This window comes from Nonomuraea gerenzanensis, from assembly GCF_020215645.1.
GTDB lineage: Bacteria > Actinomycetota > Actinomycetes > Streptosporangiales > Streptosporangiaceae > Nonomuraea > Nonomuraea gerenzanensis.
In genome coordinates this window covers 5,183,971-5,210,247 of sequence record NZ_CP084058.1, presented here as the reverse complement: position 1 = coordinate 5,210,247, position 26,277 = coordinate 5,183,971, and the positions used below count along the sequence as shown (strand labels likewise).

Genomic DNA, 26,277 nt, shown 5'->3' with positions numbered 1-26,277 from the left:
CGGCGTCTAGGCTGCGTACGGTTCGAGCGCGCCGACCAGTGCGGGCGGCACCCTGGCCGGGACGGTCCTGGTGTTCGGCCCGCGCATGCAGGCGACCCGCTGCCGGCCACGCGCGACGAGCAGTTCCCCGTCACCGGGGCCGACGCGCACGTAGTCGAAGCCGAACTCGAGCTGGGTCTGGGCGAGCTCGATCAGGCGCATCCTGATCGACAGCTCGTCGAAGGCGGTGATCTCCGCGAAGAACTCGCAGTCGACCTTGAGGGTGAACAGCTTGAGGTCGTCCTGAAGGTCGGCGAGCACCTCGGGGGCGCACTCCTTGAGGAAGATCTCCCTGCACCTGCCCTGCCAGCGCAGGTAGTTGACGTAGTAGACGTTGCCCACCAGGTTGGTCTCCTCGAAACCCACCGTGTGGCGATACTCGAAGTACTTCTCCATCGTCATGACCGTCCTTCGGTGAGAACCGCGACCACCACGGGGTCGGTCAGGCCGCGCACGGTGGTCGCCAGGGTCGCGATGCGCGCGTCCGCCGTGGCCAGCACCACCCAGCCGTCGCCGGTGGGCGGGCGCAGCTCCGGCTCCGCCAGGTCGCCGAGGCCGGCGTCGCGCAGGCAGGCCGCCGCGGCGCGGACGCGGGCGGCGGCGACGTCGCCGCTCTCCCCCGCCTGCGCGGCGATCCGCTCGGCGAGCCCGGCTTGCGTGTCGTTCCGCTCGGCCGTCGCCCGGTGCGCGGGCTCCGGCGCGGCACCGACCGGTGTGATGGCGCAGGCCACCGTCTGCGTGGCGGCCACGGTGAGCGTCAGGCCCGGCACATGCGCCAGTGCGCTGCTGCCCTGAGGAGGTGGAGCGGCCGGCAGGGTGTGCAGGCGTTGGCGGGCCAGGTCCGTCAGCTCGTCGCCGGGTTCGACGACGACCGCGACGCTCGCGCCGACCAGGTCGCCGAGCCTCCTCTCGACGTACGGGCCGAGCAGCGGCGCCGCCCACGGCCCGCGGCCGTCCTGCTTGCGCACGGCCTGCAGGCGCAGCCCCTCCCAGCGCTCGACGAGATCACCGGTCTTGGTGCGGACCGCGATGTCGTAGACGTAGGTGTCACCGTCCCTGCTGCGCTCGGCGGCGCAGTAACGCACCTCGTCCAGCTCGTCCAGCGCCGCCCCGCCCGGCCGCACCCGGTCGATGCCGGTCGGCAGCAGCGTGGCGTCGGGCACGCACACCTGGTTGCCGTGCATGAGCGCGTCCCGCATGCCGGGGTCGCCGAGCAGCAGCTCACCCGGCAGGTATCCGGCGAACCAGGAGCCGTCCCGCTCCACGGCTAGGTCGGCGTCCACGTGGCGGGCCGCCGCCCGGTGGTAGCGGCGCAGCCTCTGGAAGCGGGTGCCCTGGAAGAGCACCTGGCCGTACAGGTCGGTGTCGGGGTCGAGGGCGACCGGGGGCAGCCCGTCCGGGATCTGGCCGGGCGGGCCCTCGGGGCAGGGCCCGGCGTCGAAGCGGAGCTCGGCGCTGAAGTGGTCCACCTCGAAGCCGGTCTCCGCGCTGCGGATGGTGACGGCGACGGTGTCGTCGCCGGTGGCGGCCGCCGCGATCCTGAGCGTGGTGCTCGACCCGGGCGGCACGATGATCGGCCGGCTGAAGGCGGCCCGCTCGATGACGGGCGCCTCCTGGCGGCCGGTGGCGGCGCACGCCACCTGGCTCATGGCCTCCATGCCGATCACGGCGGGGAACAGCAGGTTCCCGTCGAGGAGGTGGTCGGCCAGGTAGAGGTCGGTGCCCGCGTTCAGCTCGACCTCGCTGACCAGCTCCACCCCGTGGTAGCGGATCAGCGGCGTGCCGACGAAGCGCAGCAGCGGCAGCTCGGGCTCGTCGCGCCTGACCGTGGCGACCCCCTCGGTGCGCCCGCTGATCACCACGACGCCGTCGAGGTCCGGGTCGGTGACGAGCCTGCGCATGATCCGCACGCCTTGCTCGACGGGGATCGGGGTGATGCCCTGCTCGGTGAGCTTGTCCACCACCGACAGGCGCTCGCCCATGCCGACCTCGGACCACACCGACCATTCCAGGCACAGGCACCTGGTGTCCGGGTGGGCCGCGCCCACCTCGGTGGTGAGCTCGGCCAGCCACTCGTTGGCGGTGGCGTAGTGCGCCTCGCCCTGCAGGCCCGCCCTGCCGATGATGCTGCCCAGGGTGACCAGCAGGCGCAGCCTGCCGGGGTCCACGGCGGCGAGCACGTTGCGCAGGCCGTCCACCTTGGGGGCGAACGTGCGGGCGAAGGCGTCCGGGGTCAGGCTCGCGATGCCGGCAGGGGCGTTGTAGCCGGCGCCGTGCAGGATCGCGGTGACCGGGCCGAGTGCCTGCTCTCCTGCCGCGACGGCCTGGCGTACCTGGTCGGGGTCGGCGGCGTCGGCCCTGGCGTAGTGGACGGTCAGGCCGGAGCCGGTCATCCGCCGCAGGTTGGCGGCCAGCTCCTCGTCCTGGGCGGGGTCGGAGCGGCCGAGCAGGAGCAGCTTGGCGGAGCCCGCACCGGCCACGGCGCCTGCCATGGCGATCGCGCACTCCGCCGTGATGCCCTTGCCGCCGCCGGTCACGAGCAGCACGTCGTCCGCCGTGAGCGGGTGCTCCTCGCGTTCCTGACCGGCGGGCAGCACGCGCAGGGTGGGCACCCTGCGCACGCCGTCGGCGCCGAGGTGCACCTCGGAGAAGTCCCCGGTGGCGGCCACCTCGGCGACCACCTGCCCGATCAGCTCGGTCGCCGGCGGTACGTGCACGACGGTGGTGCGCACCCCGGGGGCCTCCAGGTGGAGTGTCTTGGCCAGCCCGGCCGCCCCCTTACCGTGCTGGACCAGGACGAACCGGGTGCCCGGCCCCGCCGCGAGCGCCGCCTGGGCGCCGAGCAGGGCCTGCTCCAGGTCCGCCGCCGCGCAGTCCGGCGGTAGGCACACCAGCACACCTGAACCGACCTTCTCCTGTTCGAGCGCCTGCTTCAGCGGCTGGGCGAGAGCCGAGCCCGAAGGGGCGAACACCTCCCACCGGCCCTGCTGCTCCTTGGCCACCCGCCGGGGCACCGGCAGCTCGTCCAGGTCGACGGTGAACGGCCGCACCCAGGTGGCCGCCGCCGCGACGCCGCGGGCCCGCTGGTCGCGCGGCTGGGCCGCCAGCCGGTCCAGCGCCTCGCCCAGCTCGCCCAGGGTGGCCGTGGCCACGTTGGGCAGCTGCACGGCGGGCATGCCGAGATGCTGGGTGGCCTGGTCGAGGATGTGCATGACGGTGACGGAGCTGAGGTGCAGGCCGTCCAGCGGCTTGCTGTCGGCGGTGACCAGCTCCAGCGGCAGCTCCACGCGTTCGGCGGCCAGGCGGCGCAGCAGGTCCGTGGTGGACTCGCCGTCGCGCTTGGCGCTCTCCTGCGCGGCTGCTTGCCCGGGAACGGTGACGGGCTTGGCGACCGCCTTGACGAAGGGCTTCGGCGCCGACTCCGCGGGGCTGGCGAAGAACGAGAACTCCGTGCCGATCTCCAGGGGGTGCACGAGGCGGCCGTGGAACAGCTCCTCGTGCTCGACGGGCACGCCGCTCACGTGGGCGGCGGCGACCACGCCGAGCAGCCCCGTCAGCGACTCGCCGTCGGTCTCCAGCGCGACCGCGGGCACGTCGGTGAGCTCCTCCGCCAGCCCGCTGAGCACCCGGCCGGGGCCCACCTCGACGAGCAGGTCGAGCCCGTCGGCGGCGAGCCGCACGGCCTGGGCGAACCGGACGGGCGCGGTGATCTGGCGCAGCAGCAGCTCGGTGACGTCGGTGTCGCCGTTCAGCTCGGCTCCGGTGACGGTGGAGACGACCCGGCGGGCCGGCGGCACGAACCGCTCGCCTGCCAGGGCGTCGCCGAGCGCCTGCGCGGCGGGGGCGACGAGCGGCGAGTGGAAGGCGTGCGAGACGTTCAGCCTGGTCCAGGTCAGGCCCTCGCGGGCGGCGGCCTGCCCGACCTGGTCGATGGCGTCCACGGGGCCCGCCACGACGGTCTGGTCGCCGGAGTTGTAGCCGGCGATCACCACGGGCAGGTCACCGATCAGCCGGCGGGCGGCCTCGGGCCCGGCGCGCAGCCCGGCCATCGTGCCGGAGTCGCTGTGCTGCTCCATGGCCCTGCCCCGCTTGCCCGCGACGCGCAGCAGCGCGGCCTCGTCCATGGCGCCGGCCCAGCACAGGGCGGACAGCTCGCCCAGGCTGTGCCCGACCGCGACCTCCGCCTCGATGCCGAGCGCGGACAGCGCGCGCACGCCGGCCATGGAGCCGGTGGTGATGCGCGGCTGGGCCACCGAGGTGGCCACCATGTCGCCGGTGGTGGGCAGGCCGGCCGTCCGGTAGAGCTCGTCCACGCACGGCAGGCGCCTGCGCAGCGCGCCACCGCTCGTGCCGCGCCCCGAGCCCTGGCCGGGGAAGAGGAAGCCGACGCGGGGCCTGGCCGAGGCGCGGCGCAGCCACGCCTTGCCGTCCGGGGTGAACAGCTCGCTCTGGCCGGAGTCGAGCGCCGTCAGCACCCGTCCGAGCTGCCGCTCGGCGTCCTCGGGCGAGGCGACGACCGCCGCCGCCCGGTACGGCAGGCCGCGCAGCCTGCCGCGCAGCGTCCCGGCCAGGTCGCCGAGCTGGGCGTACGACACGGCGGGCACGAACGCGGCCACCTCGGCCACGCCGCCGCGCAGCTCCTCCCAGGAGGCCGCGTCGAAGAGGAACAGCTCCGCGTCCTGCTGGGCGGTGGCCAGCGCCCTGGTCCTGCTGGACATCCTGCGCCTGGGCGCCTCGGCCTCCAGCACGACGTGGGTGTTGATGCCGCCGAACCCCATGGCGGTGACGCCGGCGCGCAGCGGGCGCCCGTCGGGCCACGGCTCGGCCTGGCGCAGCACGCGCAGCGCGGCGGGCTCCTCGGCGAGCACCGGGTGCGGGTCGACGCAGCCGATGGTCGGCGGCAGCACCTGCTCGTGCACGGCCATGGCGGCCTTGATGAGGCCCGCCACCCCGGCCGCCGCCTTGGCGTGGCCGATCATGCCCTTGATCGAGCCGACGGCCGCCGGAGGCGCCGCCGGGTCGGCGGCGGCCCTCGACTGCGACAGCGCGGTGAGCTCGGTCGCGTCGCCGATCGCCGTGCCCGTGCCGTGCCCCTCGAACAGGGACACGGTCTCGATGCCGAACCCGGCCCGCTCGTACGCGCGTTCCAGCGCCAGCCGGTACCCCTTGACCTCGGGCCGCGTCATGCCGCCCTTGCCGTCGGAGGAGATGCCCCAGCCGGCGACCGTGGCGTAGACGCGGTGCCCGGCGGCCAGCGCGTCGGCCTCGCGCATCAGCACCACGATGCCGCAGCCCTCACCGGGCCAGAACCCGTTGGAGTGCCGGTCGTAGAGCCGGAACTCGCCCTTGGCCAGCGCGCCGGTCTTGGCGAAGCCGATCACCTCGAACGGGTCGATGGACAGGTCCACGCCGCCGGCGATCGCCACGTCCAGCTCGCCGTCGGTCAGCGCCTTGGCGGAGGTGACCACCGACAGCAGCGAGGAGGAGCAGGCCCCGTCCACGATGTAGCCGCCGCCGTGCAGGTCGTAGTGGTTGCAGATGCGCCCGGCGATGGTGTTGGCCAGCCCGCCGGCCAGGGTGTCCTCGTCCACGGGCGGGAACGGGTCCTTGTAGACCTCCTCGTAGCCGGCCAGGAAGGTGGCCAGCCGGTCGTCGTCCCAGCCCTGCTCCTTGAGCGCGGCGGCGAGCGTGCGCCGGACGTACGGCCAGCGCAGCCGCATCACGTTGGCGCGGGTGAACTCGCCGGTGAGCGTGTTGCCGACGACGACGCCTGTACGGGCCCGCGGCAGCCCGCTGCCCTCGGGGAAGCCCGCGTCGGCCAGGGCGCGGCCGGCCATGTCGAGGGCGAGCCAGTGGGTCAGGTCGGTCGAGCGGTACGTGCTGCCCGCGATCCGGTGCGCCATCCGGTCGAAGGTGTAGCCCTCGATGACCGCGGCGGTCCTGGCGTAGAAGGTGTCGGGCGCGGCCGGATCGGGGTCCCAGTAGTCCTCCAGCCGCATGCGGGTGTCGGGCAGCCGGCGGAAGGCCCGGCGCCCGGCGACGGCGTTGTCCCACAGCTCGCGCGGGGAGGCGGCGTCCGGGTAGCGGCAGGCCATGCCGACTATCGCGATCCTGGTCATGCTTTCGCGACCTCTCTCCCTGAGGCGGCGACCGCCTGCTCGGCCGCCGCGGTCACCCTGGCGGCGTCCAGCGTCCTGGCCTGGTTCACGATGTGCAGCGACCACAGGAAGGCGCCGCGGATCAGGCAGACGGCCGCCGTGGCGAAGAAGATCCCGTAGGGGATGTTCATGCCCATCAGCAGGCCGTAGACGAGGGCGACGCCGCCGCCGAAGGCCACCTGGGACAGCGGCCTGGACGGCGTGGTGCCCGGGTCGGTGATCATGTAGTTGGTGAAGAGGATGAACGCCACCCCGGTCATCATCGACAGGCCGCCCAGGATGGAGATGTCGTCGATGACGAGCCCGCGTACGATCGCCTGCAGCGCGTAGCCGCCCACCCAGGCGCCGATCAGCCACATCCGGTTGGTCAGCTTGCCGTTGAGCATGGTGCCGCCGACGATGATGATCGCGGGGATGATCCAGTCGATGGGGTTGTAGACGTTCTCGGTGAAGTGGTACGGCGGCGCGATGCTGGCCCAGGGGAAGACGAGCAGGATCACCGCGATGCCGAGGTTGGAGGGGTTCATGAAGTGCCGCAGCCGGCCGCGGACCGGCGCCCTGAGCACCCACTTGGCGCCGACGGCGACGGTGACGCCGAACATCATGACCAGCACCTGGTCGTTGACGTAGGTCAGCATGTTGAGGGCGATCGAGGTGATGTGCGCGGGCAGGAGGAACTCCATGAGGCCGCGCGGGCCGTTGCCGAGGAACCGCGGCGCCCTGCCCTCCGACCGGGCGCCGATGACCTCCAGCACGATCTCGACGGTGTAGCCGGTGGCCAGCGCCACGAACGGCCAGGTCCACGGCTGCTCGAAGCCGAACCAGGTGTAGCCGAGGATGTTGAACACCGTGATGGAGATGGCGAACCTGCGCAGCGCGGTGATGACCTTGGGATCGTGACCCGGCTTGGTGGTGACCGCCTTGTCTGCCATGTCGTCACTTCTCCTTCGCGGACGTGCCGAGCTGGACGGCGTGCCAGCCGGGGGTGAGCTGGAGGTCCTGGCTGCGCGGCTGTCCGGTGCGGTCGCGCCAGGTCAGGTGCACTTTGAGCGGGCCTGTCACGTTCTGGCCCAGGCCGAGGTGGATGGCGTGCGCGCGCTTGCCGGAGTGGCCGCTGCCGCCGTCCACCCGGCCGACGTGGACGCGCCCGTCCGGGGTGGTGACGGTGGCCTGCGCGCCGATCACCGGCGAGCCGGTGCCCGGCTCGGCCGCGGGGTCCTCGTGGGTCAGCCGCAGCCCGAGGAAGGCGCCCTTGGAGGTGCTGGTGTTCTGGTAGAAGACCGGCGCGTCGAACTGCCGCGCCACGGCGAAGTCGATCAGGCCGTCGCCGTTGGCGTCACCGGTCGCGATGCCGCGGGTGGGCACCGGCACGGCCAGCCCGAGCTCCCGGGACAGGTCGGCGTAGCGGCCGTTGCCGTCGGGCGCGAAGAACGCCAGGTGCTGGCTGCCGGCGATGTCGCCGCCCTGGGTGACGTTGGGCCAGGACTTGGGGTTGCTGGTGATCTGGTCGTTGGCCGCGGCCAGCTCCTGCAGCGGCGGCCAGCGGTTGACGTCGCCCTTGACGAAGCCGGTCGCCTGGACGATCTCCAGCTCGCCGTCGTTGTCGAAGTCCTCGATCTTGGGGTCCCAGCCCCAGCCCGACCAGGCGGTGCGCAGCTCGGCGCTGAGGTCGTCCCAGGGGGCGCCGCCGCTCTTGAGCTGGGCCCGCAGGTCCTGCTTGTTCCTGGCCGTGGAGATGAACTGGAAGTTGCTCTCCTGGATGCCGAACGGCGTGGTGATGTTGCTGACGAAGAAGTCGTAGATGCCGTCGTGGTTGAAGTCGCCGGCGTCGGAGCCCATGCCCTTGAAGGAGTCGTTGCCGAGGATCTTGGACTTGGGCACGCCGGGGCCGCGCGTGGCCTGGACCCGGGTGAAGGAGATCGAGCCGGGCCTGGAGGTGTTGTAGAGCAGGTGGTCGTGGCCGAAGTCGTTGTTCAGCATCAGCTCGGGCAGCGTGTCGCCGTCGAGGTCGACCGAGGTCGCGCCGAGCTCCCAGCCGGTGGACAGGTCGGCGGGCAGCACGTCGTCGAGCCTGGTGAAGCTCGCGGTGGGCCGGTCGCCGGAGGTGCCCGCCGTCCAGCGGAAGAAGTAGTTGCGGCCGCCGTTGACGGCGTTGGACAGCGAGTCGTTCATCTCGACGCCCCCGTTGACGCGGCTGTCGAGCACCGGGCTGCCGTCGGGGAAGTAGTTGCCGACGAAGACGTCGGGCCGGCCGTCGCCGTCGAAGTCGGCGACCGTGGCCACGTTGCTGTTCCACAGCTCGCCGCGGTACTCGCCGCCCGCGGGGCCGGGCACCAGCTCGCTCGCCTGGAAGGCCGCCGCGTCGAGCGTGGTCGCGGTCGAGCGCTGCAGGTGCAGCGTCGGCGTGCGGCCCCACCAGTAGACCAGCAGGTCCGTCCTGCCGTCCTGGTTGTAGTCGGCGGGGACTGCGCCCATGGGCGCCATCGCCTCGTTCACGGGCAGGGCGCCCAGTGACAGCGCGAACGGCTGGTACCTGGCGGTGCCCTGGCCGGGGACCGGGGTGACGACCACCTGGTCGGTACGGGTGTCCACGATGACGAGGTCGTCGTCGCGGCCGTTGCCGTCGAGGTCGTTCATGGCGATCGCCGCGCCGACCGAGGAGATCCACGCGTCGATGTGCTTGTAGGCCTGGTTCACCTTGCGGATCGTCTGCTGGGGCGCCCCGCCCGGCATCGCGATGCTCATGGGCGCGAAGCCGTACGCGCCCGACAGGTGCTCCCTGTCCGCCTGCGACGCGAAGGTCGGGCGGCCCACGAGGAACACGGCGATCATCAGGATCAGGGCGATCACGCCCGCGAGCTGCCTGCGCAGCCATGCGGCCACCACTGTCACGGGGTAACACCTCCAAGGGAGTGAAGACTGTCGGCGATGCGCGCGCGCCACGTCTCGTACGCGGGCGGGGCGCCGGGCGTCTGGGCGGCCAGCTCCTGGGAGCCGGGCCGCGTCTCCCGGCACAGCGTGGCCGCCCGCAGCGCGCTCGTGCCGCACAGCACGTGCGCGGCCAGCTCGTTGTGCGGGCACAGCAGGTCGGCGCGGATCCTGGCCTCGGCGGCGAAGGCGCTGCCCTGGGCGAGCTGGGGCGCGTGGTCACCGGCCCGCCTGCGCAGCTCGCGCAGCTCGGACTCGGGGGCGCCGCCGGCGTAGGTGGCGGCCAGGCCCGTCCCCGCGTACAGGTCGGGCCTGCGGGCCGCGGGGAAGCCGTCGATCAGGGCGGTGACCCGGTCCACGTCCGTGCCGCCGACGAACCACAGGGCGCGGCCGATGCCCTGGTCCACGGCCCGGGACGCGTAGCTCTCGTAGCCGGCGGGCCAGGAGAAGCGTGGCTCCCGGTACTGCTCGTGCACGTAGCGCCGGGTGTGGAAGTAGGCCTGGTGGAAGCCGTAGCCGTCGTGCACGAGCCACAGCAGCAGCGGGTCGAGCCGGCGGCTCGACGGCCACAGGAAGCGGGGCAGCCGCGCCATGGCCCACCCGATCCCGACGTAGATCATGTAGTTGTGCCTGTCGCCCGCGCCGCTCAGGAACCGGCGGGTCCTGCGCAGGTCGGAGAAGGCCAGGCAGTCCAGGACGGCGAAGCCCATGCCCGCGCCCTCGTAGGCGAAGCCCTTGAACCTGGCCGGCACCTGCTCCAGCCGCTGCTCGGCCTCGGCGAGGCTGCCCGACTCCACCGCGTGGGCGTAGCCGGCGAGAAAGCTCTCGCCGACGGTCTCCAGCAATTCTTTGGCCGCCGCGTTCTTCACCGGGAAACCGCGTCTTTCGAGCGTGGTCTCCCGGATGTGGGGCGTCAGAATTCTCTTCCTCAGTGACCGCAACACACTGGCCAAAATCGCCCTCCAACCTTGTGGTCAGATAAACCCCTACCAATTAGCACATCCGGTCCGACAATCGGACAACTTCGGATTTGCTCAGCTCAGAGGGCGTTTCAGCGCAGCGTCAAGCCACCCGTCCTGCCAGGGGACGAAATGCGGTCAGCGGCCGGCTTTCTCCGTGGAGAAATGCGCGCGGATACGGCCGCGCCAGATTTCGTAATCGTCGCCGGCGGTGCCGTCGGCGAGCGCGACGGTATCGGCCACGGAAAGGCCGGTGAGCACCGCACCCGCCGCTTCGCTGTGCGCGGGCAGGAATCCCGCGTAATGGCGCGCCTTCACCGCGAACACCGATCCCTGCGCCAGGTGCGCCCGGTGCTCGCCCGCCTCCGCGCACAGCGCGTCCAGCGCCGCGCCGTCGCAGCCGCCCGCGAACGTCGCGGCCAGGCCGACGCCGCTCCACAGGTCGGGCTGCCGGTGCGCGGCGAAGGCACGCACCGCCGCCGAAACCTCGCCGGTCCGCGCGCCGTGGATGAACCACAGCGCGCGGCCGATGCCCTGGTCCACGGCGCGCGGGAAGTAGCCGGGCTCGCCCAGCCACGGGTACGGCTCCGGCACCCGCTGCTCCCGCACCCACGTCCGGGTGTGGAAGTAGGCCAGGTCGAAGCCGTAACCGTCGACGGCCAGCCAGCTCATCGTGGGGTGGTACGGCGTGCCGGCCAGGTCGGGCAGCACCTTCTTCCACAGCGGCCTGGGCAGCCGGGCCATGGCGAAGCCGATGCCGATGTAGGCCAGGAAGATGTGCGGCTGCCCGGGGCCGAGCAGCAGGTCACGGGTGCGGTGCGCGCCTCCGCCCGGCATGACGTCGCGTACGGTGAACGCCATCGTCGCGCCCTCGTAGGCGAAGCCGCGCAACTCCGGGTCGACCAGGGCGAGCCTGCGCTCCACCTCCCCCTGGTCACGCGCGTCGATCCCCCACTCGAAGCCGCACACCACGGCCTGGGGGATCGCCTCCAGGCGGGCCGTCGCCGCCGTGGGCGTGCCGGGGAAGCCGCGCCCGGCGAAGCTCACCTCCTCCAGGGAGGGGGCCAGGACGAGCCTGCGCAGCGAGCCGAGCAATGTTGACATGGTCGTCTCCTTAGGACCACGGCGCTACGGGGTACCGGGGGATGATCTCCCTGCGGCCAGCAGCCGCAGGTCCCGGTACAGGAAGGTGAACACGCCCGCCACGATCAGGGGGCGGCGGTCGCCTGCGGCGCCGGCTGCGGGCCGCCGCCGAACCGCGCCACGATGAGGAACAGCACCGCCATGAGCACGACGTCGCCCAGCGCTGTCCGCCGCGTGCCTGAGCAGGTGGCGCAACAGCGGGAAGGGGCGGGCGCGCGGCGCGCGGGCGAACGGGGCGGGCACCGGGCCGATCGCGGCCAGGCCCAGGTAGAGCAGGGCCAGGCCGATGACGCCGACGCCCGCGAGGGGCCGCTCGCCGGCGCCCTCGCCGAGCAGGATGTCGGTCACGGTGCCGCCGATGACGGTGTCGGCGAAGCCCGCCGGCTGTGCTTCGGCCCTCGCCGTCCCGCGCCCCCGGCCGCCCGGCCGCCCAGCGGTGTTCACCACAGATCGCGCCCGGCCGCCCAGCCGCTCAGCCGCCACCCGTCGCGGCCGCCCGGAGGCAGCGGCCCGCGCGCCGGCCGGCCTGACTCGGCCCACCGCGTGCCGCGATCGCCGTTCCCGCGCGCCACGCACCGGACGATGGCCGCGGCGATCGCTTCCAGTTCCTCGGGGGTCGCCCTGCCCCGCACCACGGTCAGCTCCATACCATCGACGATCACCCGCACGGGCGGACGGCGGCAACTTCCCGCATGCCCTGCCGTCAGGCCCGGGGGTGGTTGCCGAACTCCTGGATCAGGGGCAGGTCGGCGCGGCCGGAGATGTTGAGCTTGCGATAGGTCTTGGTCAGGTGCTGCTCGACCGTGCTGACCGTGATGTAGAGCTTGTCGGCGATCTCGTGGTTGGCGTATCCCGCCGCCGCCAGGGCCGCCACCCGCCGCTCGGCCCCGCTCAGCTTGTCGATCACGGTGCCGGGCAGCGGCGCGGGCACGTCGCCCGCCTCCGTCGCCCGGCTCAGCGCGCTGATCATCGGGGCGGCCCGGCACTCCTCCGCCGCGGCCAGGGCCCGGCCGGCGATGGTGAGCGCCCGCCTGTTGTCGCCCAGCGCGTCGTAGGCCTCGGCCAGGTCGGACAGGGCCCTGGCCAGCTCGTACTTGTCGCCGGCCAGTTGCAGGTACTCCGTGGCCTGCCTGAGCAGGGCGGGGCGGCGCTGCGGCTCTGCGCCGGCGGCGCGCAGGCGCAGCCCGATGCCCCTGGCGCGGTGCGCGGCGTGGTCGCAGGCCTCCAGGTGGGCCTCGACCAGCCCCATGGCCTCCGCCGCCTGGCCCACGCGCAGGCACGCCTCCCCCGCGTCGGCCCGCCACGGGATCATCGAGGGGTTGTCGAGGCCCCAGGCCGTCATCAGGTCGCCGCAGCGCAGGAAGTCGTGGATGGCCAGCGTGAAGCTCTCGGCGGCCAGGTTGTAGCGTCCCCTGGCGTGCAGGTAGTGCAGGCCGTACCTGGTCTGGAACATCGCCTTCGGCACCGGGCGGTCGAGGTACTCGCGCACGGCGTCCTGGCGGCCCATCGCCGTGAGGGCGTTGATCATGCTGGCCAGCGGGCCGCCGATGGCCACGCCCCAGCTGCTCATCGGGATCGTCTCCAGCGCGGTGCGGGCGTGCCGCTCGGCGGCGGGCAGGTCGCCCTGCCTGATCGCGATCTCGGCGCGGATCGCGGCCAGCCTGGCCTGCCTGCTCGGCGCCTGCCGGGCCGAGGCCTCGGCGCTGAACTGGTCGCACAGCGGGGCAGCGCGCCCGCAGCGGCCGGCGTAGGTGAGCGCGAGCAGCGAGTTCTCCACCACGTCCATGGACATCTCATCCAGGTGGGTGTTGTCCAGGATGCGCTCGACGGTCGCCAGGCTGGACTCGCGCGGGCCGCGGGTGACCACCTCGGCCAGGGCCAGCGTCGACTCCATCCGCCTGCTGACGGCCCCCGACACCATGCCGGCCAGCACGTCCGCCTTGCGCGGGTAACGCGTGCGGGCGACCAGCGGCGGGTGGGTGGCGCGCAGCCACAGCTGGGTGACCAGCAGCTCGGCGCGGGTCTCGTGGTCGGCCGCGGCCATCTCCGCCGTCAGCCGGTCGAGCACCTCGCGGGCCTCCTCGAAGCGCCCGTGCCACAGCAGCGCGCGGGCCAGCACGATCGCGTCGCTGCCGCGCAGGCTGCCGTTGGTCAGGGCCTCGGTGAGCAGGTCCAGGTGACCGGCGGGCGCGGCGGGGTTGAGCCGCCACTGCGCGCGGACGAGCATCGTCATGATCTTGGCGCGGCGGGACTCGTCCGCGCACTCGCGCCAGGCGAGCTTCAGGTAGGAGATGGCCTCCTCGACCCGGCCCTCGCGCAGCGCGATCATGGCGGCCTCCTCCAGCGTGGGCACCACCCAGGACGCCTCGACCGGGGTGGCGTGCAGCAGCAGCCCGGCCACGACGCAGGGCGGCAGGCCCCGGGTGTAGGCCAGCTCGGCGGCGCCGCGATACAGCTCGCGGCGCCGGTCGAGCTCGGTGCCGGCCAGGACGGCCGACCTGACGGCCTCGTGCCGGAACGTGCCGCAGTCCAGCAGGCCGATCGCCGCCATCGCGTCCAGCTCCCTGCCGACGTCGAGGCCGGGCAGCCCGAGCAGCTCCTCCAGCCCCTCGCGCGTGCCGAGGATGGCCAGGCCCTGCGCCACCTGCGCGGTACGGGGATGGCCGCGCCGCAGGCACTCGCGCACGGCCTGGCCGAACTGCTCGCCGACGACCGGCTCGGCCGGCGGCTCGTCGGCGGTGCGCAGGAACCTGCGGTGGTCCTCGGCCAGCGCCCCGGCCAGCAGGGGGTTGCCGCCGCTGAGCGCGTACCACTCGTCGATGAAGCGGTCCACCGCGCCCAGGCCCACGCGGCCCGCCATCAGCGCGGCCACGCCCCGGCGCGACAGCGGCGCCAGCCGCAGCCGCCGGCAGTGCGGCAGGCGCGGCACCTCGACGCCGAGCAGGTCGTCGTGCGGGAAGCCGTCGTTGTGCGCGAACACCGTCACGGCCTTGGCGCCCCTGACCCTGCGGGCCATGTAGGCCAGGCAGATGAGCGAGGCCCGGTCGGCGTGGTGCACGTCGTCCACGAGGATGACCAGCGGGTAGCGCTCCGACTGCTCCAGCAGCACCGTGATCAGCGCGTGCACGACCTGCTCCTCCAGCAGCAGCTCGCTGCCCGCGCGCTCGGTGGCGCTCCTGCGGCCCTCCTCCAGCAGGCGGTCGGCGCGCTCGCGCTCCGCCCGGACGAGCGGCGCGTCCTGGATGAGCTGGCGCAGCACGCCGAGCTGCAGGCCCTGCTCCATCCTGGACGCGGTCGCCGTGATCGCCAGGGCCCCCACGTCGATCGCCCGCTCGGCCAGGGCGTCGAGCAGCGCGCTCTTGCCCATCGCCGACGGGCCGCCGACGAGGGCGATCTTCCCTTCCCCCAGCGCCGCGCCGGCGATGAGCGTCTCAAGGCACGACAACTCTTCCTGCCGCTCGATCAAGGCCATGGCCGGATTCCGATCTCTATCGTTTCGCCATCACGCGTCTGAGCCTGGCGGGCCCGAGCCGCCCGCCCCGGCGCCCGTCCTCGCGCGTGCCGTCCGGGAGCAGCCCGTTCCGCCGTGCCCTGGCCATCGCGGAGCCGACGGCGGCCAGGGCGGCGGCGCACACGTCGGGCTCGATCCCCACCCCCCAGACGGCGTCGCCGTCCAGCTCGCACTCGGCGTACACGGCGATGTCCTCGCCCCGCCTCACCGACGCCCCGCCCATGAGCCGCACCACCCGGGTCACCAGGCCGCGGCGCTCCATCGCCGACCGGATCGAGGCGATCGTGGCCGCCCAGTCGGCGCCGTCGGGCTCGCCGTCGATGTGCAGGGTGGCTACCGTGCCCGGCGCCTCGAACGAGGAAACGCCTGGCACGCCGGGCACGCCTGGCACGCCGGGTACGACGGGCACCACGTACTCGTCGGCGAACGCCTCCATGATGCGTTCCGGCGCCACCTCGCCGCCGCCGGCGTCGGCCAGCGACTGGACGAGCCGGGCCAGCTCGGCCTGCAGCCCTCTGGGCAGGTTCATCCCGTAGCGGGAGCTCATCACGTACGCGGCGCCGCCCTTGCCCGACTGGCTGGTGACGCGGACCACGGCCTCGTAGGTCCTGCCCACGTCCTGCGGGTCCACCAGCAGGTACGGCACGGCCCACGGCAGCTCGGAGCGGTCGCGCCCGGCGACGGCGGCCTGCGCGGCCATGGCGTCGAAGCCCTTCTTGATCGCGTCCTGGTGGCCGCCGGAGAAGGCCGTGTAGACCAGGTCGCCGCCGTAGGGGTGGCGGGGCGAGACGGCGATGCCGGTGCACTCCTCCACGATGCGGCGCACGCCGTCCAGGTCGCCGAAGTCGATGCCGGGGTCGACGCCCTGCGCCGCCAGGTTCAGCCCCAGCGTGACCAGGCAGACGTTGCCGGCGCGCTCGCCGTTGCCGAACAGGCAGCCCTCGACGCGCCGCGCGCCCGCCAGCATCGCCAGCTCCGCCGCCGCCACGCCGGTGCCCCTGTCGTTGTGCGGGTGCACCGACAGGCAGCGGTGGGCGCGGTGGCTCAGGTGGCGGTCCATCCACTCGATCTGGTCGGCGAACAGGTTGGGCATGAAGCGCTCGACCGTCGTGGGGAAGTTCAGCGTGATCGGCCGGTCGGGGCCGGGCTGCCAGACGTCCATGACGGCCTCGCAGACCTCCAGGGAGAAGTCCGGCTCGGTGTCGTTGAAGTGCTCGGGCGAGTACTGGAAGCGCAGGTCGCAGTCGTCGAGCAGTGAGTCGGCATATTTCATGACCAGGTGCGTGCCGTGGACGGCGAGGTCCTTGCACTCCTGGCGGTTCACGCCCAGCACCAGACGCCTGGCGGCCGGCGAGGTGGCGTTGTAGAGGTGCAGCGTGGCCCTGGCGGCGCCGCGCAGGCTCGCCATGGTGGCCTCGATCAGCTCCTCGCGCGCCGGCGTCAGCACCGAGACCACCACGTCGTCGGGGATGAGCCCGCGCTCGATGAGCAGGCGGACGAAGTCGTGCTCGTCGCGGCTCGCCGTGGGGAAGCCGATCTCGATCTCCTTGTAGCCCATGCCCACGAGGAGGTCGAACATGACGAGCTTGCGCTCGGGCGACATGGGCCTGGACAGCGCCTGGTTGCCGTCGCGCAGGTCGGTCGAGAGCCATCGGGGCGGCGCGCCGAGGGTGGCGTCCGGCCAGGAGCGGTCGTCGAGCGGGATCCGCGGGGGCGGGCTGTAGCGGGAGGCCTTCATGGGGATCAGATCCTCGAGCCGAAGTAAGTCGAATAGGAATAGGGCGAGAGCCAGACCTGAATTTTGTACGCGCTCGCGTCCTGATCGCCGAGCATGCGGAACATCACGCTTATCTCCGGATAGGCGGAGCTGAGCCCGAGGGCCCCGAAATAGCGTTCTCCGCAGAAGACCACGCGATAGAGACCGCGGCTCAGATCGAGCGTCAGCCATTCCCGAACGAAACCCTCGGGGCCGATCTCGGATTTCCCGTCGAGCATCCACTGGGTGTCGGCCATCCGTTCGAGGCGCACCTCCATGCCGGCGGCGGGGCGGCCGTAGACCGCGTCCTGCGCCTCCACCGAGATTCCCATGTCACCACACCCATCAGGGCTAGAAACGATCGGCCGCGGGCACCTCGCCCGCGTGTACCGACCCACCATGCCGACCTCGGCTATCGCCCGCCCTTTCGTGTTCTATCGATCCGCTATCGCCGGGCGATAGCGGGCCGAAGGCGGCGCGATGGAACGCCATCGGTAAGCGATAGTTCCGCACTCCGACCAGGGTCGATATCCCCGTGAAAGACACGCGATGCGAAGTGAATTGCGGCTGCTGTGAGCGTCGTCGCCGAACGCACAACCGGTGCGAGAAACGACACGGAGGTTGGTCGAAATGAGTGCACGCATCAGCAAGCTGGCGGCCCTGGTTCTCATCTCGATCGTCGCGATCCTCGGCTCCGTCGCCGGCCTGGCGTCCCCCGCCTCCGCCGCGCCCGTCACCGCGGCCGACAGCCCGTGGGAGCTCGACAGCCCCTGGGAGATCGACAGCCCGTGGGAGCTCGACAGCCCGTGGGAGCTGGCCGACAGCCCCTGGGAGTAACGGTTACGGGGCTCCAAGCTAGAGCCGTCAAGTAGCTGGTAACACCTCGCCCAGCGATGTACGATCCTCCACAACCTGACCAGGGTCCGCCCAAGGCAATCATGGTGTCACGCTGCGAGCAGTTACTGCCCGATCGCCTCGGCCGCCCCATTGAAGGGCGGCCGAACGGGGGGCGCTGGACCACTGGCCTTACATTTATTGTGAGTTTCTTGGACCACGCACGTCAGAACGCCGATCGTTGCGGACAATCTCTTCGAGGAGATATGCGTGGAATTTCGTGTACTGGGGGCCCTCGAAGTATCCGCGAACGGCCGGCAACTAGGCCCTGGCGGGGCACGACAACAGATCGTCCTCGCCGTCCTGCTGCTCAACGCCAACCGATCGGTCACCCTTGATCGGCTGGTCGAGGCCATCTACGACGACGATCCGCCCGCGACCGCCCGTGCGCAGGTGCAGATCTGCATTTCCGCGCTGCGCCGGCTGATCAACAAAGACGGTCACGCGGAAATGATCGTCACCACGCGGCAGGGCTACACCTTACGCGCGCCGACGGAATCCATCGACGCGCACCGCTTCGACAATCTCGTCACCCGGGCCCGTAAGGCGCGCGAGCAGAAACAGTTCGAAGAGGCCATCAGCCATTATCGCGGCGCCCTGTCACTGTGGCGGGGCCCCGCGCTCGACGGCATCGAGAGCAGGTACGTGCAGGCGCTGGCGAGCTGGCTCACCGAGCAGCGCATCACCGCCAACGAGGAGTGCGTGCAGCTGGAGCTGGACCTGGGCCGCCACCAGGAGCTGGTCGGCGAGCTGAGCCGGCTGGTCAAGGAGAACCCGCTGCGCGAAGGGCTCATCGCCCAGCTCATGACCGCGCTGTACCGCTCCGGCAGGCAGGCCGAGTCGCTCCAGATCTACCGCGAGGCCAGGCGCAGCATGGTCGACGAGCTGGGCATCGAGCCGAACGAGCGGCTCCAGCAGCTCGAAGCCGCCATCCTGGGCGCCGACGACAGCCTCGCCGCGCCCGCCCCGCCGGTGGCGCCGGCCGCCGAGCCCGTCGCGGCCACGCCCATCGCCACGGTGCCGCGCATGCTGCCCGCGGACATCGCCGACTTCGTCGGCAGGCACGACCAGATCGAGAAGATCAGCAGGCGGCTGACCATGCCGCTGGACGGCGACGCGCGCTTCGCCGTGCCCATCGTCGCCCTCGCGGGCCGTCCCGGCATCGGCAAGACGACGATCGCGATCCACGCGGCGCACGCCATCGCCGAGCACTTCCCCGACGGCCAGCTGTTCGCCAACCTGCACGGCGCCCTGGCCAGGCCGGTCAGCCCCATGCAGGTGCTCGACCGCTTCCTGCGCGCCTTCGGCGTGCGCGGCCCCGAGCTGCCCGAGACGCTGGTCGAGCGCGCGGAGATGTTCCGCATGCTGCTGGCCGACCGCAAGGTGCTGATCGTGCTCGACGACGCCGAGTCCGAAAGCCAGGTGCTGCCGCTGATGCCGGGCAACCCGCCGTCGGCGGTCATCGTGACCAGCCGGCACCGGCTCGGCGGCCTGGCCGGCACGACGCAGGTGAGCGTGGACGAGTTCGACGTCTCGCACGCCGTCGAGCTGCTGTCGCACATCGCGGGCGAGGACCGGGTGCTGTCGGAGCCCGAGTCGGCCGCCGCGCTGGCCGAGCTCTGCTGCTACCTGCCGCTGGCGCTGCGCATCGCGGGCGCGCGGCTGGCCGTCAGGATGCACTGGGGCGTGGACCACCTCGTGGACCGCCTGCGGGACGAGGCACGCAGGCTCGACGAGCTGAGCCACGGCGACATGGGGATCAGGGCCAGCCTGTCGCTGACCTACGAGAACATCAGCGAGCCGGCCCGCTGCCTGTTCAGGCGGCTGGCCCTGCTCGACTCGCCCGTCTTCTCCGCCTGGGCCGGCGCGGCCGTCCTGGCGGAGCCGCTGACCAGCGCGCAGGACCTGTTCGACGACCTGGCGGACGCGCACCTCGTGGAGGTCATCGGCACCGGCGGCGCCTCGCGGGTGCAGTACCGCTTCCATGACCTGATCAGGGTGTACGCCCGCGAGCGCCTGGCCGCCGAGGAGGACCCGGCGGAGCGCACGGCGGCGCTGACCCGGGTGCTGCACGCGCTGCACTGCCTGCTGAAGGCCGCCCACGACCGCGAGTACGGCGCCTCCGACCAGTCGCGCAAGCGGTTCGGGATCGACGCCTGGCTGTCCGAGCCGCTGGTGGACCGGCTGGTCTCCAACCCGATCGCCTGGTTCGAGCGCGAGCGCCATCTGCTCGTCTCCGGCATCCGGCAGGCCGCCCAGGCGGGCCAGGTCGAGCTGTGCTGGCGGATGGCCAGCAACGCCGAGCCCTTCTTCGAGCTGCGCGGCTATCTCGACGACTGGCGCGAGTCGCACGAGATCGCGCTGGACGCCGCCCGGCAGGGCCGCGACGAGCGCGGGCAGGCGGAGATGCTGATCGTGCGCGCCTCGCTGGCCCAGACCGAGCAGCGCTTCGACGACGCCAGGCGCGACTTCGAGGCGGCCCTGACCATCTTCGAGCGCATCGGCGACGTGCCCCTGGTCGCCAGGTCCACCCGCAACCTGGCCTTCCTCAAGCGGATCGACGGCCAGCTGCACGAGGCGATGCACCACCTGGAGCAGGCGCTGGCCATCTTCACCGACATCGGCGACCAGCTCGAAGCGGCGATCACGCTGCAGAACCTGGCGGCGATCAGGGCCGAGTGCGGCGACATCGACGAGGCCAAGATCCTGCTGGCCGAGGCGCTCGTGCGCGGGCGCGACGGCGGCAGCAGGCGCATCGTCTCGCAGGTGCTGCACCGCATGGGCCGCATCCACCTCCAGGCCAACGAGTTCGGCCTGGCGGCCGGGGCCTTCGAGGAGTCGCTCACCATCGTGCAGGAGATCGGCGACACCACGGGCGAGGCGTACGCGCTGCACGGGCTCGGCGTCGCCAACGTGCGGCGCGGCCGGCTGGCCGACGCCGACACCCTGCTGGACAAGGCGCTGACGCTGGCCAGGCGGTCGCGTCACAAGCTGGTCGAGGCGCACGCCCTGGCGGGGCTGGGCGAGCTGGCCGTGGCCGCCGACCGGCCCCGCGACGGCGTGGAGCACCTGCGCAAGGCCGCGCTGCTGTACCGCCAGACGCGGATCCCGCTGCTGGAGGCGCGCACGCTGATCAAGCTGAGCGACGCGCTCTGGTCGATCGGCGACACGAACGCGTCGGACCGGGCGGTGACGCGCGTGATGGAGCTGGTCGAGCACGTGGACGAGCGGACGGGCAAGCTGGTGCTCGAACACCTGGCCTCGGTCAGCCACCGGGCCGGCTCGCCGAACCTGCCCATCACGGAAGCCACCCCCTGACGGTCAGGCGACGAGGCGGCGCCCCGCGCGGGCGACCGACTCCTTGATGATCGCGCAGACGGCCGCCACGTCGCCGGGCTCCACCGTGGGGCCGGTCGGCAGCGAGAGCACCCGGCTCGCCAGCGCCTCCGCGCGCGGCAGCGGCAGCGGGAGGTGCCGCTCGGGCGCCGACCGGTACGGCTCGACCTGGTGGCAGATCGGCGAGAAGTAACGCCGGGCGTGCACGTCGTAGCGGAGCAGGTCCTCCAGCACCGTCTCACGGGAGATCCCGGCCAGCGCCTCCTCCACCTCGATCACGAGGTACTGGTGGTTGGCGCGCTCGCCGGGCGCCTGACCGCGCACGCTCACGCCCGGCACGCCGGCCAGGTGCTCCTCGTAGACCGCCTGGTTGCGCCGGTTCGCCGCCACGATCGTGTCGATGGCGTCGAGCGAGGTCAGGCCCATGGCGGCGCAGAACTCGTTCATCCTGGCCACGGTGCCGGGGCCCGCGATCCGGCCGCCCGGGTCGATGCCCTGGTTGCGCAGGGCCCTGACCCGGGCGGCATAGGCGTCGTCGTCGGTGGTGATGACGCCGCCTTCGACGCTGTTGACGAACTTGGTGGCGTGGAAGCTGAAGATCTCCGCCGTGCCGAACCCGCCGACCGGCCTGCCCCGGTAGGTGCAGCCCAGCGCGTGCGCGGCGTCGAACAGCAGGACCAGGCCGTGCTCGTCCGCCAGCCGTGTCAGCGCCTCGACGTCGCACGGGTGACCGAAGACGTGCACGGCCAGGATGCCGCGGGTCCTGGGCCCGATGAGCCGCGCGACGTGCTCGGGGTCGGCGTTGGCGGTGGCCTCGTCCACGTCGCAGAAGACCGGGACGATGCCGATCCACTCCAGCGCGTGCGCCGTGGCGACCCAGGTGAAGGAGGGGACGATGACCTCGTCACCGGGCCTGATGCCGGCGGCCCTGGCGGCGATCTGGATGCCCGTGGTGGCGTTGCAGGTGGCCACCGCGTGCCTGGTGCCGGCCACCGCGGCGATGCGTTCCTCGAACTCGCGCACCAGCGGGCCGTTGTTGGTCAGCCAGAGCCGGTCAAGCACGCCGTCGAGGCGCCGCATCAGCCGCTCGCGCTCGCCCACGTTGGGCCGGCCGACGACCAGGGTGTCCCAGGCCGTCATCACGCCACCCCGTCGAGCATGCCGACGAAGAGCCCCGGGCTGTTCGGGCGGCCGCCGGCGAGCTGGAAGCCGGGCAGGAACTCGGTGCGGCAGCCGGCCGCCTCGAAGGCCGCCGTGTACTGCTCGCGGGTGAACAGGCTGGAGTGCAGCACCTCGGAGAAGTCCTTGAACCCCGAGGAGTCGGCGATCCTGAAGCGCACCTCCAGCCGGCTCTTGCCGCCCTCGCGGCGCGAGTGCGTCATCCTGGACACCACGCGGTCCTCCTCGACGAGCAGGTGCCCGCCGACGTGGCCGTCCAGGAAGTTGTCGGGGAAGTACCACGGCTCGACGACCAGCACCCCGCCGGGGGCCAGGTGCGCGGCCATCGTGCCGATCGCGGCCCGCAGCTCCTCGGGCGAGCCCAGCTCGCCGACCGCGTTGCCCATGCAGGTGACGGCGTCGAAGACGCGGCCGAGGTCGAAGTCGCGCATGTCGCCCGGGTGCACGGGGACGCCCGGCAGGCGCTGCGCGGCCACCGTCCGCATGTCGGGCGACAGCTCCAGGCCCTCGACGTGGTCGAAGAGCTTGACGAACGTCTCCATGTGCGCGCCCGTGCCGCAGGCCACGTCCAGCAGGGACGCCGCGCGCGGGGCGCGGGCGCGGACGATCCTGCCCAGCTCCTCCGCCTCGCCCTCGAAGTCCTTGCCGCGGCTGCGGAAGATGAGGTCGTAGTACTCGGCGTGATCGGATCCGTATTCCATCGGACGACCTCCTTCAGGCCACTGCCGCGGCGGGCTCGGCCGCGACGACTCTCGGCTGCGGGATGGGGATGATGAACCGCCCGCCCCGCCGCAGGAAGTCCGCCTCCTTGGACAGGATCTCCGCGGCGTAGTTCCACGCCAGCAGGAGGTAGTAGTCGGGCTGCTCGGCGCGCGCCTGCTCGGGCGAGTACACCGGGATGCGGGTGCCCGGCAGCAGCCTGCCGTGCTTGAGGGTGGTCGTGTCGCTGCAGAAGCGCAGCTCCGCGGGCCCGAGGCCGCAGAACTGCAGCAGCGTGGTGCCCTTGGACGGCGCGCCGTACCCGGCGACGACCTTGCCCTCGGCCGCCAGGCCGCGCACCAGGTCGCGCACCTGGGCGATCACCTCGTGCGCGCGGACGCCGAACTCCAGGTAGACCTCGTCGGACTCCAGGCCGAGCTGCCGCTCCAGCGAGTGCAGCCGCGCCACCACGGGCGCCGGCTCGTGCCCCGAGCTCTGCCTGGCCGCGAAGACCACGACGGAGCCGCCGTGCACGGCGGCGCGCTCGACGTCCACCAGCCGCAGCCCGTGGGCGGCGAACAGGCGGCCCAGCGTGTGCACCGAGTAGTACGACAGGTGCTCGTGGTAGATCGTGTCGAACTGGTTCTCCTGCAGCAGGTCCACCAGGTACGGCACCTCGATCGCCAGCAGGCCGTCCGGCGCCAGCACCGCCGTCACCCCGTCGAGCACGTTGTGCACGTCGTCGATGTGCGCGAAGCACTGGCGGCCCAGCACCAGCTTGGCCTGGCCCTCCTCGGCGGCCACGCGCCTGCCCTGGTCGCCGCCGAAGAACTCGGGCAGCGTCCGGACGCCGCGGGCGTTGGCGATCCGGGCGAGGTTCTCGGCCGGGTCCACGCCCACCACCCGCTGGCCCCGCTCCTGGAACATGGCGAGCTGGAGGCCGACGTTGCTGCCGAGCTCCACCACCAGGTCGCCGGGGGCGAGCCCGGCGCGGCGCTCGCACCAGCCGACGATGCGGCGCATGTGGCCGATCATCTGGTCGGACTCGGAGGTGACGTACACGTAGTGGCGGAACAGCACGTCGGGCCGGATCACGTGCCTGATGGCCATCAGCCGGCAGCCGCGGCACACGATCACGTCCACGGGGTAGGCGGGCTCGTGCTCGGGCAGGTCGCCGGGGTCGAGGAAGCCGTTGGCGAGCGGCACCGGCCCGAAGGAGGTGACCTCCAGCCAGTCGTCCTCGCCGCAGACCCGGCAGGTGTCAAGTCGTCGGACGATGTCCTGCATGACTACTCCTAGTGATCTTCAGCGGATGGCGGCCGCGAGCTCGCGGTGCTTCAGCGGCTCCCACCAGGACCGGTTGTTCCTGTACCACTCGACGGTCGCGGCCAGCCCGTCGGTGAACGCGACCGCGGGCGCGTAGCCCAGCTCCCGCTGGATCTTGGAGATGTCCAGGGAGTAGCGCAGGTCGTGGCCGGGGCGGTCGGGCACGTGCTGGACCAGGTCCCAGTCCGCGCCGCACGCGTCGAGCAGCAGGGCGGTCAGCTCCAGGTTGGACAACTCGCAGCCGCCGCCGATGTGGTAGACCTCGCCCGCGCGCCCGCGTTCGAGCACCAGGCGGATGGCCCTGCAGTGGTCGGAGACGTGCAGCCAGTCGCGCCGGTTGTCGCCGTCGCCGTACAGCGGCACCGGGCGGCCCTCCAGCAGGTTGGTCACGAACAGCGGGATCACTTTCTCCGGGAACTGGTAGTGGCCGTAGTTGTTGGTGCACCGGGTGACCACCACGTCCAGGCCGAGCGTCCGGTGGAAGGCCAGGGCCAGCAGGTCCGAGCCCGCCTTGGAGGCCGCGTAGGGCACGTTCGGCGCCAGCGGCGTCTCCTCGGTCCACGACCCCCGGGCGATGGAGCCGTACACCTCGTCGGTCGAGACGTGCACGAAGCGGCTGACGCCGTGCCGCAGCGCCGCCTCCAGCAGCGTCTGGGTGCCGAGCACGTTGGTGCGCACGAAGTCGGTGGCGCTGATGATCGACCGGTCCACGTGCGTCTCGGCGGCGAAGTGCACGATGACGTCCTGGCCCGCCGTCACCTCGTCGACGACGAGCGGGTCGGCGGTGTCGCCGGGCACGAAGCGCAGCCCGGGGTGGCCGGCTACGGGGTCGAGGTTGGCCAGGTTGCCGGAGTAGGTGAGCTTGTCCAGGACGGTGACCCGGGTGCCCGGCGCGTCGCGCAGCGTCGCTCTGACGAACTCCGAGCCGATGAAACCGGCACCGCCGGTGACCAGGATCCGCACTTGTCCGTCTCCTCTGGGAAGATAGGTCGCCGGTCACCTGGCGGCGGCGGTCAACCGCTCCAGGTCGGCGACGATGTCGGTGGGACTCGGCGTGGCCAGCCAGTCCTCGTGGATGCCCCGCGCGCCCTTGTGGAAGGAGGGCTCGCCGAGCACGCGCCGCAGCTCCTCGCGGATGTCCGAGGCGGACTGCGTCTGGTGGTTCAGCCGGACGCCCGCCCCGCGCTCGCTCACGTAGCGGGACGTGCGACCGGCGGTGAGCTGCTTCTGGCACTTCAGGTTCCAGTCGATGCCGCCCTCGACGGGGGTGCCGACGATGCGGCTCGGCTCGTCGGTGTCGCAGATGAGCTGCGGCACGCCGGCGGCGGAGGCCGCCACGAACGTGCCGATGGAGCCGTGGTGGATGATCGCCGAGCAGGTCGGCAGCAACTGGTCGAGCGGTACGTACTCCAGCACCCGCACGTTGTCCGGCGGCGGCCCTTGCAGGTCGAGCAGCTGGTTGGCGTCCAGAGTGGCGATCACCTCGACGTCCAGGCCGCCGACCGCCTCCATGAGCTTGGCCAGCCGGCCCCAGTCGCCCTTGAAGAACGCCCGCATCGACACGCCGAGCGACAGCGCGACCCGGGGCCTGGACGGGGGCCGGCGCAGCCAGTCCTCCATGAGGCCGCCGCCGGTGTAGGGCACGTACCTCACGGGCAGCCGGGTGACGCCGGTGGGCAGGCTCATCCCGGCCGGGAACGGGTCCACGGTCCAGTGGCCGAGCAGCAGCTCCTCGTCCACGCGCACCCCGTACCGGTCCGCGAGGGGCTCGATCACGCCGATCAGCGGGTTGCGCTCGCCGCTGCCCGCGTACTTCTGGGTGGCCCAGGCGGTGTAGTCGGGCGAGTGCAGGATGCGGGCGTGCGCGGCGCCGCTGGCGCGCGCCGCGACGGCGCCGCAGGGGAACCACGGGTCCCACAGCACCAGGTCGGGCCGCCACTCCCTGGCGAAGTCGACGACGGCCAGGACGTCCTGGCGCGGCACCGGCGGGTGGTAGTTGCGCATGGTGAGCAGCGCGAAGTGGTGGAAGACGTCCCAGGGCGCGCGTTCGGCCGGGGTGATCCCGAGCGCGGACACCAGCCGCTCGCTCTCCTCGATGGTGGGGATGAGCTCGGCGAAGCCCGGGTAGCCCCGGTCGTGCACCGACAGCCGCTCGGGTTCGCCGCACGACACCGCCGTCAGCCCCGCGGCGGTGACCGCCCGGTGGAAGTCGGGCACGGCCACGCCCGTCGCGACGCCGGGCGGCGCGGCCACGCACACCTGGTGGCCGGCCGCCTGCAGCGCCCACGCGTAGGGGACGACGGGCAGGAAGTGCGCCGGGGCGGGGAAGACGGTGAACATCACGCGCAT

18 protein-coding genes are annotated in these 26,277 nt (G+C 72.5%); 2 read left to right on the top strand and 16 right to left on the bottom strand.

The window, feature by feature from the left end; translation table 11 throughout:
• Positions 1–6 precede the first annotated feature (6 nt).
• The 11 genes from LCN96_RS24420 to LCN96_RS24370 form a co-directional block, all read right to left on the bottom strand.
• Positions 7–441 carry an acyl-CoA thioesterase gene (locus LCN96_RS24420; RefSeq protein ID WP_225275203.1) on the bottom strand — a complete coding sequence of 145 codons (435 nt, stop codon included), beginning with the start codon at positions 439–441 and terminating at the stop codon, positions 7–9.
• Entirely contained in the window at positions 438–6,158 is a 5,721-nt protein-coding gene (locus tag LCN96_RS24415; protein ID WP_225275202.1) for a type I polyketide synthase, read from the bottom strand. Before LCN96_RS24415 ends, LCN96_RS24420 begins: the two co-directional genes overlap by 4 nt.
• A complete protein-coding gene (locus tag LCN96_RS24410; protein ID WP_225275201.1) occupies positions 6,155–7,129 on the bottom strand; it encodes an enediyne biosynthesis protein in 975 nt (324 codons plus the stop codon). The genes LCN96_RS24415 and LCN96_RS24410 overlap by 4 nt, the downstream gene beginning before the upstream one ends.
• A gap of 4 nt (positions 7,130–7,133) precedes the next feature.
• Complete coding sequence (locus LCN96_RS24405; RefSeq protein WP_225275200.1) at positions 7,134–9,089, bottom strand: CRTAC1 family protein; 1,956 nt, start codon at positions 9,087–9,089, stop codon at positions 7,134–7,136.
• Entirely contained in the window at positions 9,086–10,069 is a 984-nt protein-coding gene (locus LCN96_RS24400) for a DUF1702 family protein (protein WP_225275199.1), read from the bottom strand. The genes LCN96_RS24405 and LCN96_RS24400 overlap by 4 nt, the downstream gene beginning before the upstream one ends.
• 153 nt (positions 10,070–10,222) lie before the next feature.
• Positions 10,223–11,188 carry a DUF1702 family protein gene (locus tag LCN96_RS24395; protein WP_225275198.1) on the bottom strand — a complete coding sequence of 322 codons (966 nt, stop codon included), beginning with the start codon at positions 11,186–11,188 and terminating at the stop codon, positions 10,223–10,225.
• Positions 11,189–11,212: 24 nt separating this feature from the next.
• Positions 11,213–11,674 (bottom strand): hypothetical protein, encoded by a 462-nt coding sequence (locus tag LCN96_RS24390; RefSeq protein WP_225275197.1) that lies wholly within the window; start codon positions 11,672–11,674, stop codon positions 11,213–11,215.
• Positions 11,668–11,874: a hypothetical protein gene (locus LCN96_RS24385; protein WP_225275196.1), complete on the bottom strand. Its 207-nt coding sequence runs from the start codon at positions 11,872–11,874 to the stop codon at positions 11,668–11,670. Before LCN96_RS24385 ends, LCN96_RS24390 begins: the two co-directional genes overlap by 7 nt.
• A gap of 56 nt (positions 11,875–11,930) precedes the next feature.
• The gene (locus LCN96_RS24380) at positions 11,931–14,699 is read right to left on the bottom strand and encodes a helix-turn-helix transcriptional regulator (RefSeq protein WP_225275195.1); all 2,769 of its coding nucleotides are present in this window, start codon (positions 14,697–14,699) and stop codon (positions 11,931–11,933) included.
• Positions 14,700–14,715: 16 nt separating this feature from the next.
• Positions 14,716–16,476 carry a 2-isopropylmalate synthase gene (locus LCN96_RS24375; protein ID WP_225275194.1) on the bottom strand — a complete coding sequence of 587 codons (1,761 nt, stop codon included), beginning with the start codon at positions 16,474–16,476 and terminating at the stop codon, positions 14,716–14,718.
• Between the two features lie 5 nt (positions 16,477–16,481).
• On the bottom strand, positions 16,482–16,826 hold the full coding sequence (locus LCN96_RS24370; protein WP_225275193.1) for a hydroxyisourate hydrolase: 345 nt from the start codon (positions 16,824–16,826) through the stop codon (positions 16,482–16,484).
• A gap of 298 nt (positions 16,827–17,124) precedes the next feature.
• Between LCN96_RS24370 and LCN96_RS24365 the strand changes: the two genes are divergently transcribed.
• Complete coding sequence (locus LCN96_RS24365) at positions 17,125–17,331, top strand: hypothetical protein (RefSeq protein ID WP_225275192.1); 207 nt, start codon at positions 17,125–17,127, stop codon at positions 17,329–17,331.
• Between the two features lie 267 nt (positions 17,332–17,598).
• A complete protein-coding gene (locus LCN96_RS24360) occupies positions 17,599–20,706 on the top strand; it encodes an AfsR/SARP family transcriptional regulator (protein ID WP_225275191.1) in 3,108 nt (1,035 codons plus the stop codon).
• Positions 20,707–20,709: 3 nt separating this feature from the next.
• On the opposite strand, the gene LCN96_RS24355 is transcribed toward LCN96_RS24360, so the two are convergent.
• The 5 genes from LCN96_RS24355 to LCN96_RS24335 are packed head-to-tail and all read right to left on the bottom strand — an operon-like array spanning position 20,710 to position 26,277.
• Entirely contained in the window at positions 20,710–21,864 is a 1,155-nt protein-coding gene (locus LCN96_RS24355; protein ID WP_225275190.1) for an aminotransferase class I/II-fold pyridoxal phosphate-dependent enzyme, read from the bottom strand.
• The gene (locus tag LCN96_RS24350; protein WP_225275189.1) at positions 21,864–22,604 is read right to left on the bottom strand and encodes a class I SAM-dependent methyltransferase; all 741 of its coding nucleotides are present in this window, start codon (positions 22,602–22,604) and stop codon (positions 21,864–21,866) included. Before LCN96_RS24350 ends, LCN96_RS24355 begins: the two co-directional genes overlap by 1 nt.
• Positions 22,605–22,617: 13 nt before the next feature.
• Positions 22,618–23,889, bottom strand: coding sequence for a class I SAM-dependent methyltransferase (locus LCN96_RS24345; RefSeq protein WP_225275188.1), 1,272 nt, complete (start codon positions 23,887–23,889; stop codon positions 22,618–22,620).
• Between the two features lie 18 nt (positions 23,890–23,907).
• Complete coding sequence (rfbB, locus tag LCN96_RS24340) at positions 23,908–24,891, bottom strand: dTDP-glucose 4,6-dehydratase (RefSeq protein ID WP_225275187.1); 984 nt, start codon at positions 24,889–24,891, stop codon at positions 23,908–23,910.
• Between the two features lie 33 nt (positions 24,892–24,924).
• A complete protein-coding gene (locus LCN96_RS24335) occupies positions 24,925–26,277 on the bottom strand; it encodes a nucleotide disphospho-sugar-binding domain-containing protein (RefSeq protein WP_225275186.1) in 1,353 nt (450 codons plus the stop codon).

Excerpts from the sequence above, each read along its gene's own strand:
- LCN96_RS24345 (WP_225275188.1), bottom strand. The coding sequence starts at position 23,889 with ATGCAGGACATCGTCCGACGACTTGACACCTGCCGGGTCTGCGGCGAG.
- LCN96_RS24420 (WP_225275203.1), bottom strand. The coding sequence starts at position 441 with ATGACGATGGAGAAGTACTTCGAGTATCGCCACACGGTGGGTTTCGAG.
- LCN96_RS24375 (WP_225275194.1), bottom strand. The coding sequence starts at position 16,476 with ATGAAGGCCTCCCGCTACAGCCCGCCCCCGCGGATCCCGCTCGACGAC.
- LCN96_RS24385 (WP_225275196.1), bottom strand. The coding sequence starts at position 11,874 with ATGGAGCTGACCGTGGTGCGGGGCAGGGCGACCCCCGAGGAACTGGAA.
- LCN96_RS24370 (WP_225275193.1), bottom strand. The coding sequence starts at position 16,826 with ATGGGAATCTCGGTGGAGGCGCAGGACGCGGTCTACGGCCGCCCCGCC.
- LCN96_RS24350 (WP_225275189.1), bottom strand. The coding sequence starts at position 22,604 with ATGGAATACGGATCCGATCACGCCGAGTACTACGACCTCATCTTCCGC.
- LCN96_RS24335 (WP_225275186.1), bottom strand. The coding sequence starts at position 26,277 with ATGCGCGTGATGTTCACCGTCTTCCCCGCCCCGGCGCACTTCCTGCCC.
- LCN96_RS24355 (WP_225275190.1), bottom strand. The coding sequence starts at position 21,864 with ATGACGGCCTGGGACACCCTGGTCGTCGGCCGGCCCAACGTGGGCGAG.
- LCN96_RS24380 (WP_225275195.1), bottom strand. The coding sequence starts at position 14,699 with ATGGCCTTGATCGAGCGGCAGGAAGAGTTGTCGTGCCTTGAGACGCTC.
- LCN96_RS24410 (WP_225275201.1), bottom strand. The coding sequence starts at position 7,129 with ATGGCAGACAAGGCGGTCACCACCAAGCCGGGTCACGATCCCAAGGTC.
- LCN96_RS24415 (WP_225275202.1), bottom strand. The coding sequence starts at position 6,158 with ATGACCAGGATCGCGATAGTCGGCATGGCCTGCCGCTACCCGGACGCC.
- LCN96_RS24365 (WP_225275192.1), top strand. The coding sequence starts at position 17,125 with ATGAGTGCACGCATCAGCAAGCTGGCGGCCCTGGTTCTCATCTCGATC.
- LCN96_RS24395 (WP_225275198.1), bottom strand. The coding sequence starts at position 11,188 with ATGTCAACATTGCTCGGCTCGCTGCGCAGGCTCGTCCTGGCCCCCTCC.